10 protein-coding genes are annotated in these 13,026 nt (G+C 37.3%); 1 reads left to right on the top strand and 9 read right to left on the bottom strand.

Annotation, left to right across the window (positions count from 1 at the left end; all coding sequences use genetic code 11):
• Window positions 1-75: 75 nt before the first annotated feature.
• Window positions 76-2,013, bottom strand: coding sequence for an SPFH domain-containing protein (locus ACWNCI_RS01875; RefSeq protein ID WP_449386958.1), 1,938 nt, complete (start codon window positions 2,011-2,013; stop codon window positions 76-78).
• Window positions 2,014-2,466: 453 nt separating this feature from the next.
• On the opposite strand from ACWNCI_RS01875, the gene ACWNCI_RS01870 reads away from it, so the two are divergent.
• Window positions 2,467-2,898 carry a hypothetical protein gene (locus ACWNCI_RS01870; RefSeq protein ID WP_449386957.1) on the top strand — a complete coding sequence of 144 codons (432 nt, stop codon included), beginning with the start codon at window positions 2,467-2,469 and terminating at the stop codon, window positions 2,896-2,898.
• Between the two features lie 31 nt (window positions 2,899-2,929).
• Here the strand turns inward: ACWNCI_RS01870 and ACWNCI_RS01865 are convergent, their stop codons facing one another.
• The 8 genes from ACWNCI_RS01865 to ACWNCI_RS01830 form a co-directional block, all read right to left on the bottom strand.
• Window positions 2,930-3,727, bottom strand: a complete 798-nt coding sequence (locus tag ACWNCI_RS01865; protein ID WP_449386956.1) for a patatin-like phospholipase family protein — start codon at window positions 3,725-3,727, stop codon at window positions 2,930-2,932.
• A gap of 145 nt (window positions 3,728-3,872) precedes the next feature.
• Complete coding sequence (locus tag ACWNCI_RS01860; RefSeq protein WP_346985796.1) at window positions 3,873-4,487, bottom strand: PH domain-containing protein; 615 nt, start codon at window positions 4,485-4,487, stop codon at window positions 3,873-3,875.
• A gap of 127 nt (window positions 4,488-4,614) precedes the next feature.
• The gene (lpdA, locus tag ACWNCI_RS01855) at window positions 4,615-6,003 is read right to left on the bottom strand and encodes a dihydrolipoyl dehydrogenase (protein WP_449386955.1); all 1,389 of its coding nucleotides are present in this window, start codon (window positions 6,001-6,003) and stop codon (window positions 4,615-4,617) included.
• Window positions 6,004-6,182: 179 nt separating this feature from the next.
• On the bottom strand, window positions 6,183-6,446 hold the full coding sequence (locus ACWNCI_RS01850; RefSeq protein WP_449386954.1) for a hypothetical protein: 264 nt from the start codon (window positions 6,444-6,446) through the stop codon (window positions 6,183-6,185).
• Window positions 6,447-6,541: 95 nt separating this feature from the next.
• A complete protein-coding gene (locus ACWNCI_RS01845; RefSeq protein ID WP_449386953.1) occupies window positions 6,542-7,855 on the bottom strand; it encodes a PQQ-dependent sugar dehydrogenase in 1,314 nt (437 codons plus the stop codon).
• A gap of 147 nt (window positions 7,856-8,002) precedes the next feature.
• The gene (locus ACWNCI_RS01840) at window positions 8,003-10,666 is read right to left on the bottom strand and encodes a glycoside hydrolase family 3 N-terminal domain-containing protein (RefSeq protein WP_449386952.1); all 2,664 of its coding nucleotides are present in this window, start codon (window positions 10,664-10,666) and stop codon (window positions 8,003-8,005) included.
• 247 nt (window positions 10,667-10,913) lie between these two features.
• Window positions 10,914-12,356 carry an alpha-L-fucosidase gene (locus ACWNCI_RS01835; RefSeq protein WP_449386951.1) on the bottom strand — a complete coding sequence of 481 codons (1,443 nt, stop codon included), beginning with the start codon at window positions 12,354-12,356 and terminating at the stop codon, window positions 10,914-10,916.
• Between the two features lie 20 nt (window positions 12,357-12,376).
• Window positions 12,377-12,574 (bottom strand): hypothetical protein, encoded by a 198-nt coding sequence (locus ACWNCI_RS01830; protein ID WP_449386950.1) that lies wholly within the window; start codon window positions 12,572-12,574, stop codon window positions 12,377-12,379.
• Between the last annotated feature and the right edge of the window lie 452 nt (window positions 12,575-13,026).

The raw sequence follows: 13,026 nt of genomic DNA, 5'->3' as shown, positions 1-13,026 counted from the left end.
CTTTTGTACCGAAACTTTTGACAAAAGATATATATAGATGGTTAAAAGTTTTTAAATCTTCTTTCAGTTAAAAAATTAAGACTTATCATTGCTTTTTTCTGCAATCACAGTAGCTGTTTCCTGGTTTTTCTTCTGAACCTGTTCCAAAAGCTGCAATCCCAAAAGTCCACTGATTCCGCCATTTGCCGAATCTCCGTTACCGCCAATCAAAACTTCAGGCATGATTCTCACATTTTGACTCGCAATATTTTCCATGATCTTTAACTGTGTGAAATTATTTCCTCCCATCGCTTCCACGGATAATTTATAAGATTCCGCGTTGGATTTACCGATAGCCAGAATTTTTTCAGCTTCAGCATTACCTGTCAGCGAGATTTGCTCTGCACTTGCTTTTGCCAGTAATTCAATTTTTTCTGCTTCAGCTTTTGCGAGAAGTCTTGTTTTTTCAGCTTCACCGGTTGCTAAAAGCTTTAATCTATCTCCTTCCGCAGTTGCCTGCAGTCTCACAGAATTCGCATCTCCGGTAGCTTTTTTTACAGATGCATCAGCAATTCTTTCAGCGATTACAACACCCTGATCTGCTTTTACAATTTCCTTCTGCATATCAGCAACGGCGGTTTCTTTTTCTAATGCTTGTCGTGTTTCCTGAGCGAGCATTTCAGTTTCATAAGTAATTTTCTGCTCTTCTGCCAGCTTTCTGTCAGTTAAAGTTTTCATCAGACTTTCAGGAGGAACAATATCCCCAATCAGCGTATCGACTGCATTAACATTATATTGTTCCAAAACGTTGCTGATGTGATCTTTTGCAGACTGCTGTCTCTCTTTACGTGTTCCCAGAAAGGCAATCACATCGCTGTCCTGTGCAGAGTTTCTGAAATAATTCCCAATCGTAGGTTCCAAAACCTGGCTTACAAGATTAATCATGTTCCCGAAACGCGCAATTACTTTCGGCGCTTCATAAGTTGGAATATGAATAATTTGTGAAACATCAAGATTGAAAGGAAAACCGTCTTTACTTCGCACCGTGATGGTTGAAAGATTTTTATCGAGCTGATGGGATTCACTTCTTTCGTAAGCCCAGTTTAAGACTAAATTTGTTGTAGGAACAAGTTCTACTTTCATAATGTAAGGATTAATTGGGTATTTCCCGGGACCGATCGGTTCTGCCCAAACTCCTTTATGACCTTTCTCTACGATATTTCCGTGCTTAAAATCAACTCCACTTAAATCCTGTCCTTCTTCTCCAACATAACTGATAATCACTCCAACATGACCGATAGGAATTTCCGTCATTTTTACCATTTCAACTTTTGTAAACCATGGATTTAAGAAATATGAACCGGCCAAAATCACCTGCTCCTGAAGACCTTTGTAACCTTCGTTATTTAAAAATGTATCTACATCCTGAAATTTGTTGTGATCTTTGATGATTTTTCCTGCAATCTGGCCTTCTTCCAGAGGACTTCCTTCCATAGTAGTGATAATTCCTACCGCATTGTCCGGAATCTGCGTCATATCAGTAAGTTCAATTTCAAACAATAAAGTATTAATTCTATAGGATCCCGGAGCAATAATAGCGGTTTGACGACCTTTTCTTCCTCCGTTCTTCAAAAAAGCTTCCGCATCCTGAAAAGAATCACAGTCTACTTTTCGTCCTAAAATCCTCCCGGTTTCCAGCTCTATACCGTCCTTGGCCAAAAGCAATCCTATTTTTCCGGTCGGAATAACAGTGAAAGGCTGAAAATCAATAGAATATTGCCAGATCCATTTTCCAAAATACACTCCCGGAGCCAGTGTTTGTGCCTGAAAACCGGCTTCTCCGCTGGTTGCAATAATTCTTCCTTCAGGAAGTTCCTGTTTACCGACCAATACGAATTTCTTGGTAACCAATCCTATTCTATCCTGTGGAACAATAACCAGCCCGAAGAAAATTCTTAAAATAAATTTGTAAAAAATAAGGCACAACAGTGCAATTACGGCCGGAATCATCCAGCCATGAAAACTTAATTCCATAGTTTGTTTATTTGTTTTTGTTTTGATTAAATTTGAAAACATCGATGGTGCTCTATTTTTTCAGAAAAGAAAAACAGAGTACGAATTAAAAAATAATTCTTTCGAAAAAAATTAAGAAAGTGCCGGAGGAGAAGTATTAAAAATCGTGAAGATAATTTCTGATACTTTTAAAAGAAAAAACTTAAAGTTAATTAGTTTCATTTTGATAAGAAAGGAACAAGATCCCTTTGACCATACAAATGTACGCAAGAAAAATATTCAGTTGTTTCGAAAAAATTAAGTTTTTTATAAAAATTTATTAATCTATTGAAAATCAGAATAATTATTTTTCAGATTATCTTAATGCTTACTCAAAATAGATAGTTCCAGATAGTGATTTATATCTGAGAATAATCCTTATCCTGCACATTGGCTTTAAATTTGATGAATTTCATTCTATAAATACCTTTAAAAATGATCAGAAAAATCTTACTTGGAACATTCTGCTTAGCTCAGATTTCATTCATACAGGCAACAGCTTTTAATGAAAATCCGGCTTCAAAGATCCGCTATCAGCAGGAAAAATTACCGAAATCTGTTATTTTTAAAACCAAGAAATTTAAAGTAAGAATTGACAAACAGCCCAATGGGAATTATCTCTATCAGTCATGGCCGGCGAATGGAAAAATTACCTCAAAGCCAAGCATGATTATCAGTGATGGAGAACTTATTCCGGACGGATCCGGTGGAAATTATTATATTGAATTTAATAATGAAGGATACACCTACAAAGTCTGGAGAAATTATCTTACCGATTCTCCCAAAAAAGCTCCTTATACGCTAACTGTACAGGATCAGGATGCAAAAACAGTTGTAAAACAAGACGGCATAGTTGTAAAGAACTAATAAAAAAACTCTCGCTTCGTGTGAGAGTTTTTTATGTTCCTGCCTGTTTTGCCAAATAGAAATTACTTTCATCAAAGCTTTCCCTGGCGGCTTCATATCCGATCTGAAATATTTTTTCCAACCGGTCTTTTCTTCTTTCAAAAGTCCCGTAGGTAGAGAGTTCCTGTGAGGATATAAACCAATCGCAGTAATCGAATTTTACTTTTTCTATTCTATATGAAAGTAAATCGTAAGAACGGGAAACAATCGACTTGATAGATTTGAGGTCATCAATTTTAATATCATGAGGAGGGGAAACAAAAACGCCAATCAGCTTATCACAGTCATTTCTTATGATATCAGCCGGAAAATTGTTTAACACTCCTCCGTCGCAGTACATTTCGTCATTAATGATATACGGAGTTGTAATTCCCGGTATTGAGCATGAAGCAATAATGGCATCCACCACTTTAAAATCCGGATCAAAAATCTTTTCGGTTCCGTTCACCAGTTCTGTAGCAACAATTCTCACGTCTTTATCGAGATCTTTAATCTTCATGTCACCGAAAATAGGATTGAGATAATTCCTGAAAATTACCGAAGAAACCAATCCGGGCTGGTTAAATGCAAAATGCTTCCAGTTGAAAAAATATACCGAATTGAAGAATTCCAGAATTTCTTCCGGAGTTTTTCCTACCGCATACATAGAGCCAACGATTGAGCCGGCGCTGCAGCATGAAAGAACATCAATTTCGATATTCTTTTCCTTCAGAAATTTTAAAACGCCTGCATGTGCAATGCCTTTTGTTCCGCCGCCTGATAAAACAAGTCCTATCTTTTCAGAATTCATTGAATAAATGTAAGAAAATACCACAAATTAGAATGTTTGTTTTTACTAAATTTTTGTTAAATAGCGATAAACAAAGATGTAATTGTTAAAAAACTTTATCATAAAAAAAGCCTGCCACTACCAGGCTTTTATACTTTATCTTCGTTTAGTTATTGATATATTTCTCAAAAACCTTTGAAAAGTCTTTCTGATTATACTTATCAAAACTGGTGGTATTCCATGCAAAAATATATTCAGTAATTGTTCTTAATTCCTGACTTTTCGACACATTTTCCTGTTTTCCTGATGCTACGGTAGTAATTGCTTTCTGCAGACTGTCATTCGAAAAATTAAGCAGAGACTGGTTGTGATGCACGACCTGCTGAATTGCCAAAAGAGCTTTATAAAGATCTTTCAGCTGATCAATCTGACTTTTTGTAACACTGATCATTAACGGAACATTCCCGATATTAAATGAAATCTCAACATCCAGATCAATAGTTCCTGCCGTCTGCAAAGCAATATTTGAGAAAGGAAACTGATAATATTCGTATCTTCTCAGTACTCTTTTTTTATCCAGGGCACTTGCACCGTCAATATGGATCAATGCCCGGTTGGTGAAACAGTATTCATCTCTTTTGGATTTGATGAGGAAGAAAATTTTTTCATTGTCTTCCGATAAAATATAATCATCAGAGTCTACTTTGTCATAATCTTGAGAAGGAATAATTTTACCAATATCCCCTAATCCTAAAGCTTCTGCAGCTAATTTTTTGAACATAATTTATTTTAATTTGTATTATTTATTACTGAATAAAAATAAGAAAATAAGTAACACAAATTATGTAAGAAAAGAAAAACCACAGACAGAATCTGTGGTTTAACAATATTTAAAATTGATTATCAAATTAAATATGAATCACTTCTCCGTAAGCAGCGGCGGCAGCCTCCATAATAGCTTCAGATACCGTTGGATGCGGGTGAATGGATTTGATGATCTCGTGACCGGTAGTTTCCAGTTTTCTGGCAACAACTGCTTCAGCAACCATATCCGTAACGCCTTCTCCAATCATGTGACAACCTAGCCATTCGCCGTATTTAGCATCGAAAATTACTTTAATGAAACCATCCGTATTTCCGTTGGCCGTAGCTTTTCCACTTGCCGAAAGAGGGAATTTACCCACTTTAATTTCGTATCCTTTCTCTTTGGCCTGTTTTTCAGTAAGACCAACAGAAGCAACTTCAGGGTGGCAGTAAGTACATCCCGGAATATTGCCATAGTCTATTTTTTCAACATGCAATCCTTTGATCTTTTCAACACAAGTAATTCCTTCGGCAGAAGCAACGTGCGCCAGAGCCTGAGTAGGAATGATGTCTCCGATAGCATAGTATCCCGGAACTGAAGTTTCGTACCATTCGTTCACCAAAACTCTGCCTTTATCCGTCTGGATTCCTACTTCTTCAAGACCGATGTTCTCAATGTTTGCAGCAATACCAACTGCAGATAATAAGATATCAGCTTCCAGCGTAATGTCTCCTTTAGCTGTTTTTACGGTAGCTTTTACGCCTTCTCCGCTTGTATCAACGCTTTCTACAGAAGCGTTCGTCATGATCTCAATCCCTGATTTTTTAAGAGATTTCTCCAGGTGTTTAGAGATTTCTTCATCCTCTACAGGAACGATATTAGGCATAAATTCTACAACCGTTACTTTTGTTCCCATGGTATTATAGAAATCGGCAAATTCTACCCCGATCGCTCCGGAACCTACAACGATCATAGATTTTGGCTGCTCAGGAAGAGATAATGCCTGTCTGTATCCGATTACTTTTTTACCATCCTGAGGAAGGTTTGGCAATTCTCTTGAACGTGCACCTGTAGCGATGATAATGTGCGTTCCTGTATATTCAGTCACTTTTCCGTCTGTATCAGTAACGGAAACTTTTTTACCTTTTTGTACTTTTGCAGTTCCTAAAATGACATCGATTTTGTTCTTCTTCATCAGGAACTCAATTCCTTTACTCATTTTATTGGCTACGCCACGGCTTCTCTGAATTACGTTCGGAAATTCAAAACTTCCTTCCACTTTATTCAAACCATAATCTTCAGCATGATTAATATAATGAAAAACCTGAGCAGATTTCAGCAAAGCCTTCGTAGGAATACATCCCCAGTTAAGGCAGATCCCTCCCAAACTTTCTTTTTCGATAATTGCAGTTTTGAAACCCAATTGTGCTGCTCTGATTGCAGTAACATATCCACCAGGACCACTTCCGATGACAATAATATCGTAATTCATTAGCTTAAAATTTTTATGCGAATTTAAGGAAAAATATTGGATGTTCATCATTTCTTGCACGACAACTGATGAGATCGGCTGTTGGTAAAATGAAAGGAGAACGCCGAAGCATTCTCCTGTTTTTACTGTCTTTTTTAAATTAAGGAATAAAGAAATCCCTTCCTTTCTATTCATAAATTCTATCTGGCCGCTCTTAACAGCCTTTTTTCATTTCTGTACCTTTCATTCAAAGCTTTCAACTGATCATTTTTCATTCTTTTGGTTGCCAGCGGATGGTTAAGAATCAACTTTTTTTCCTGATTGTATTTCCTTTCAAGTTCCCTGGCTTTATCATTATATAACTGTGTTTTTGAAGGATGCGGCGGAGCCGGCGGACGTTTTTGGGAAAATGCAGTTGAATATAATCCTACTATTAAAATTGCTGATATAAAAAACTTTTTCATGACATTTTATTTTGTGAATGATCTGAATCATTCTGGTTTATATGAATATTTGCATATTTCATACCAAAGATAAATCAGCGGCTTTCAGATATAAATCACTTTTTATGGTAAGCCACTCTCCATACGACTCCACTTACATCATCCGCCACCAGCAATGATCCGTCGGCAATCTGCAGAACACCCACAGGTCTTCCGTACACATCTCCTTTAGCTTCATTAGCAATAAATCCCGTAAGAAATGGCTGATAGGGTCCTGAAGCCTTACCGTTGGCAAAAGGAACGAATGCTACCTGATAACCGACCAGTGAGGAGCGGTTCCAGGATCCGTGCTGTCCGATAAAGGCTCCGTTTTTATATTTTTCCGGAAACTGACTGCCGGTATAAAATGTAAGTCCTAAAGAAGCTGTATGACTTCCCAGCGGTACATCAGGGACAATTGTCTTTGAAACAAGATCCGGTTTTTCACCCTTTCTTCTCGGATCTTCATTTTCCCCAAAATAGGCGTAAGGCCATCCATAAAAGGCATTCTGTTTTACACTGGTAAGATAATCGGGAACCAGCTCATCACCAAGTTCATCCCTTTCATTCACAACGGTCCAGAGTTCACCTGTCACCGGGTTCCAGCTCATACCTACCGGATTTCTCAAACCTGCAGCGTAGATCTTCTCTCCGCTTCCGTCAGGATTAATTTCAAGAATATTGGCTCTGCGTACTTCATTTTCCATTCCGTTTTCGCCGACGTTACTTCCAGATCCCACACTGATATAAATTTTAGACTGATCTTTATTGGCAATTAAATTTCTTGTCCAGTGATTATTATACCCTCCTGCAGGAAGGCTGACGATTTTCTTTCCCGATTCCGTAATTTTTGTCTGACCGGCTTTATAAGGATACACCCAAAGTCCGTCGGTATTGGCTACGTAAAATTTGTCTTTAATAATAAGCATTCCATAAGGTTGATTAAGCTTATCCAGAAATACGGAAGATGACTCGGGAATGCCGTCTTTATTAGCATCGCGGTACAAGATAATTCTGTTGGCCGACTTGCCGCCGACCTCAGCATCGCTTTTTCCGCTGATATCATTTTTTATTTTTTCCGTTGTGGAACGTTCTGAATTGGAAAGAACGACAAAAATATCACCGTTTTCAGCCTGAATCATATTTCTCGGGCTTTTTATATTATCAGCAAAACGCGTCACGATAAACCCTTCCGGGGCAACAGGAGTTTTTCCCTGCGGCCACCCGATGACATTGCTGAATTTATTCTTAGAATTTTTCTCGTCCGGAGCGGGCAATTTCAATGTGTCTGTTTCTGTAACAATCTCTTTTCCGGTTGTGGTGCTTTCCTTTTTATTTTCTTTACAACTGAAGAAGATCAGTGCAAAAGCAGGTAGAAGATAATTTTTCATAGATTTTAGTGATAATGGTTTGTAACAGGCTTGCAAAAACCATTCCTTAGAAAAATACATTTTTACAGACTCATTGATCTTAAAAAAATCCTGTTGATAATAATGAATATTAAATGACGTTGCTGATTACTTTTTTGAAGTTAATTATCACTCAACCTCAACATTCTGTTTCAAAGGAAGATTTTTTGAAGAATTCCCGACAAAAATTCTGTACGTTCCCTTTTCAACAATCCAGTTCATTTTCTCGTCTAAAAATTGTAATTCTTTCACAGGAACTTCAATGGTTATCTGCTTCGATTCTCCCGGCTTTAAGTACACTTTCTGGAAACCTTTCAACTCGATAACCGGTCTGGAAACCGAGGCCAGCAAGTCTTTCACATACAGCTGAACGACTTCGCTTCCCGCTTTTATACCTGTATTTTTTATAGTTACTTTGGCAATGATTGTGTCCTTAGCGGTAAATTTTGCTTTGTTCAAATATAAATCAGAAATTTCGAAAGTCGTATAGCTCAGTCCGAAACCAAAAGGGTACAGAGGCTCACCACTCAGATCATAATAATCGTTTCCTCTTCCGGTCGGATGATGATTGTAAGCTAAAGGCAACTGCCCTTCTTCAATTGGAAATGTAACGGGCAATTTCCCGGACGGATTTTCTGCCCCGAAAAGAACTTTGGCCACCGCATTTCCGCCCTCTTCTCCCGGATACCAGACGTCTAAAATTGCTCCGACTTTATCTTTCCAATCGGTCGTTTTTATAGCAGAACCCCCTACTAAAATCACGGTTGCCGGTTTATTTAGTTTTGAAACTTCATGAATAAATTGTTCCTGATTTCCGGGAAGGCTGAGCGAAGACCGGTCCTGAAATTCCCCTTCGTGAATTCCAGCGGTTACAATGATGTAATCTGCATCTTGAGCGAGTTTTAAAGCATCATTAAAATCTTTTTGCCCGTCATTCAGTCCGAAATTCCAGATCAGTTCAATATTCGCCTCTCCCTTGTTTTCATAAAATTCTACGGTAATATCATATTGTTGATCTTTCACAAAATCCATGTCAATTGTTTTGGTTGAATAGCTCAACTTTCCCCAGTTGTCGATCAGTAATTTTCCATTTAAAAACAATCTGAAACCATCATTCCCGCGTAATCCCAACTGATATTTTCCGGAATTTGGTGCTTTCAGTTTTCCTGTCCAGCGGACGCTGTAGTTATCAGTCTGTAGCTTTTCAGGATCCGGGGAATATAAAGTCCATTTAAAACTCAACTGTTCGTCTTGTTTTTCAAAAACGGAATTACCTTTTAAATCAGGATTAGAAAAATACATTCCTTTTAATCCTTTTTGATTTTCAGAGGATAAAAACTCAGCAGGAATGGTTACAAACTTCTTCAGGTTCCAGTCGATTCCTTTTGAATACGTTATTTCAATATTTTTATTTTTAACGAAATTTTTAATTCCATCCAAAATACTCACTTTTTTATTTCCCGGCCCTGAATAACCACCTAATCTTGCATCAGCAGCATCGGTTCCTACTACCAAAATCTTTTTGTAATTTTCAGAAATCGGAAGCGTTTTATTGTTATTCTGAAGCAAAACAAACGATTCAAGAGCTGCTTTTTCAGCCAAAGGTTTATGATTAATTCTCTTTAATTCTTCAATATCTTTATCGGAAACATAAGGATTTTCAAATAAGCCTAACTCAAATTTCGCCCGTAAAACCCTTGCCACCGCATCATCAATTCTTTCCTTTGAAATTCTACCATCCAGAAACGGCGGAATGAACAATTTATAATGTTGATATTCGGTTTGAAAAATTACATCAAGACCTGCATTAATGGCCTGTGCAGAAGCATCATCATAATCTTTTGCCGTAAAATGCAGGACATTGGCTCCTCCTACCGCACTGGCATCACTGATGACAAAGCCTTTAAAATTCCATTCTTTTTTCAATTTATCGGTCAGCAGCCAGTGATTAGCCGTTGAAGGTCTTCCATCCAGCAGATTATACGAAGTCATTACCGAACGGCTTTTCCCCTGATGAAAGGCTTTTTCAAATGGAATTAAATGAGTTTCCTCCAGATACCTTTTGCTCCAGTGGATAGGATACGAATCTCTTCCTCCTTCTCCTACATTGGCCAGAAAATGTTTTGGGGTAGTAATAATGCCGTTCTTTTCAAAGGAACTGACAAAACTTACGCCCATCACAGAAGTCAGGAACGGATCTTCGCCATAGGTTTCTTCGGTTCTTCCCCAACGGACATCATTTGCTAAATTGACAACCGGTGTTAAAATCTGGCGTATTCCTCTCAATTTTGATTCTTTGGCAATCGCCGTAGAAACCTCTTTCATCAGTTCGGGATTAAATGTGGCAGATAAACCGATCGCTTGCGGAAAAGCCGTTGCACCTTCCCGCATTAAGCCATGTAGTGCCTCATCAAAAGGAATAATAGGAATTCCCAACCGTGACTCTTCCACAAAATATTTCTGGATTGCATTGATCTTTTTAGCTAATCTTTCTGCATCTTCATTGGCATTATAAGTCAGCATTTGTCCCGCTGCTCCGCCTCCCTGGTTTCCGGCGCTCACCTGCAATCCGAAAATTCCATGTGCATATTGACCTTTTGGGACATGATCCAAATCTCCGGGAATCATAAAACACTGCCAGAATTTTTCTTCAGGAGTCATTCTTTTTAATAAATCCTGAATCCTTGCTTCAACAGGCTGCTTCGGGTTTTTGTATAATGGTTTTTGAGCTGAGATCATTATAGAACCCAATAATGAAATTCCTATAATTTTAAATCGGAGTTTAAAATGCATTTTAAGAATAATTTAATTTAAGATTTGTTCTTTTACCTTGAAGCAAAAGAACCAAAAATTCAAGACTTGAAACTCTCCACTAAAAATTAAAATTCAATCCTAAAATTCCCAAAACTAGCGCGAATTCAATATTCGTTCTTCGGTTCAATACTTTTGTCGCGCTTCAAACAATGGGAATTTCTAACGGATTAAGTTTTAATTTTCTTAACGCTTCGATTTCCTAGGTCGTTTTAAAAACAATTTATCGTTATTGTGTAATTTGAATTACAGTTGAATATTTTAGCTGAATCCTTTCTTCCGGTACATCAACTTTAATTGTATTTCCTGATCTTTTCCACTGAATTTTATTTGGTAATCCTAAAACTTTTAATGATTTTGGTTTAAAATTCTCCGGAATGGTAAAATTTAACGTTGATGGAGATCCATAATGCGTTTTTTCATCCAAGTGAAAAATATTCAGTGTTTTTCCGTCTTTGCTTTGGGTATAATAAAAATTCCCATCACGATAAGGCGCAACACTTCTCGTGGCAAAAACCGCAGACTGATTCTGATCCATCCAACCGGAAATCTCTTTTAACCTTTCATAAACAACCGGATCGTAATCTCCGTTGGGTCCGGGAGCAATATTCATCAGATAATTACCGCCTCCTGAAATAATTTTCACCAATGTTTCAATGATTTTCTGAGATGATTTATAATTGTCATTTGGAACGTATGAAAACGAGTCTCCCATTGTGATACAGCTTTCCCAGGGGATTGAAAGTGCTTTTTCAGGAACAGCTTGTTCGGGCGTTACATAATTTTCCCATTTTCCTGGAACGGTACGGTCTACAATGATAATTCCGGGTTGATTTTTTCGGGCCATTGTGCCGATTTTGTCCATATCAATATCCTGTTCGACTTTAATCGTACGTTGCCATTCGACATTCGGATCAATGGTATGAAATGGGCGAACCCAACCGCCATCCAGCCAGAGAATATCTATTTTACCATAGTTTGAAGTGATTTCATTCAGCTGATTAAAAGTAAAATTCTTAAAACTGTTCCATTTCTCAGGATATTTTTTCGGATCATAATTTACGTTACGGTCTTTCGGCGGAAAATAAGACCACCAGTAATCATCAGAATGCCAGTCTGGTTTTGAAAAATAAGCTCCAATTTTAAAACCCTCTTTTCTGAAGGTACTAAAAATCTCTTTCGTAACATCTGCTTTCGGATTTTTGGAAAAAGGTGTTTTCGTAGAAGTAATTTTATAATCAGATTGTTGCGTATCAAACATAGCAAAACCATCGTGATGTTTCGTGGTAAAAACCACGTATTTCATTCCCGCTTTTTTTACAGCGTCTGCCCATTTTTGAGGATTAAACTGAACCGGATTAAAAGTCGTCTGAAGATTTTCATAATTTTTCACATACTCATAGTACGATTTTCCATGTTCCGCCTTTCTTTGGGTCCATGATTCATCTTCGGGACAAAGACTCCAGCTTTCGACAATTCCCCACTGACTGTAGGTTCCCCAATGCATGAAAAGCCCGAATTTCAGGTCCTGCCAGTTTTCGAGATTTTGAACTACCAGCGGATCCGTAGGTTTCTGATAGCCTTCGGAAACATTATGAGCCTGAGAAAAAAAAGCAGATGAAATGAGTAAAGACCAGAGCAATACGGTTTTAATTTTAAGGCTGATGAACATGAAGTTTAGTTTTTGCTAATTTAATCATCCTTTGATGAATCCACAAGTTGTTGATGATTTATGAAAGCTATGACCGGTTTTGACGCGTTTTGACCGGTTTCCAAGGTACTTTCTTCGGGTCTTCTTCGGATCACCTTCGGGTCGGCTTCGGGAAAACGGTACTTTTTCCGAAGAACTTCCGAAGAACACCCGAAGGATTGTCGAACAAATCTGATCATCTTTTTGAAAATTATTATAATTTTTTTTCTGTGGTCCATTTTCATTTAATTGGCATTATGGGAGATTAATTTTTGTTAAAAATCACTTAAGCAAGAATAAAAATAATCTGCTGATATTAAGCTGTAAATATTATTCACAAAAGCTTTTCTAAGCATTTTTTTATTACTGTAAATTCTTTGTAATCTATGATTCTGATATCATATTTTTTTATAATTTCGCTTCGGATGTAAAGGATTATACAACCTTACCAACAAAAAATGCATCTATGATAATAACACGACATGATTTGTCGTTTAAGAGAATTAGTTTTGCATAACAGGTTACTATTTGATCCAAGACCTGAAAAAAATTAATAAAAACAAACCATGATAACAACCATTTCCATTCAGGCAATTTCTAAGAATTGCTCTCCTTTTTTAAGAATAAACATTTTTTTTAATTCTTAAAATAA

The sequence above is a fragment of the Chryseobacterium lineare genome (assembly GCF_977014045.1).
Note: the sequence above shows the minus strand (reverse complement) of the source record. Positions and strands in the feature narration are given on the sequence as shown.

Bases quoted from the DNA above. Each gene is read 5' to 3' on its own strand.
- ACWNCI_RS01875 (WP_449386958.1), bottom strand. From the start codon at position 2,013: ATGGAATTAAGTTTTCATGGCTGGATGATTCCGGCCGTAATTGCACTG.
- ACWNCI_RS01870 (WP_449386957.1), top strand. From the start codon at position 2,467: ATGATCAGAAAAATCTTACTTGGAACATTCTGCTTAGCTCAGATTTCA.
- ACWNCI_RS01865 (WP_449386956.1), bottom strand. From the start codon at position 3,727: ATGAATTCTGAAAAGATAGGACTTGTTTTATCAGGCGGCGGAACAAAA.
- ACWNCI_RS01860 (WP_346985796.1), bottom strand. From the start codon at position 4,487: ATGTTCAAAAAATTAGCTGCAGAAGCTTTAGGATTAGGGGATATTGGT.
- lpdA (WP_449386955.1), bottom strand. From the start codon at position 6,003: ATGAATTACGATATTATTGTCATCGGAAGTGGTCCTGGTGGATATGTT.
- ACWNCI_RS01850 (WP_449386954.1), bottom strand. From the start codon at position 6,446: ATGAAAAAGTTTTTTATATCAGCAATTTTAATAGTAGGATTATATTCA.
- ACWNCI_RS01845 (WP_449386953.1), bottom strand. From the start codon at position 7,855: ATGAAAAATTATCTTCTACCTGCTTTTGCACTGATCTTCTTCAGTTGT.
- ACWNCI_RS01840 (WP_449386952.1), bottom strand. From the start codon at position 10,666: ATGCATTTTAAACTCCGATTTAAAATTATAGGAATTTCATTATTGGGT.
- ACWNCI_RS01835 (WP_449386951.1), bottom strand. From the start codon at position 12,356: ATGTTCATCAGCCTTAAAATTAAAACCGTATTGCTCTGGTCTTTACTC.
- ACWNCI_RS01830 (WP_449386950.1), bottom strand. From the start codon at position 12,574: ATGATCAGATTTGTTCGACAATCCTTCGGGTGTTCTTCGGAAGTTCTT.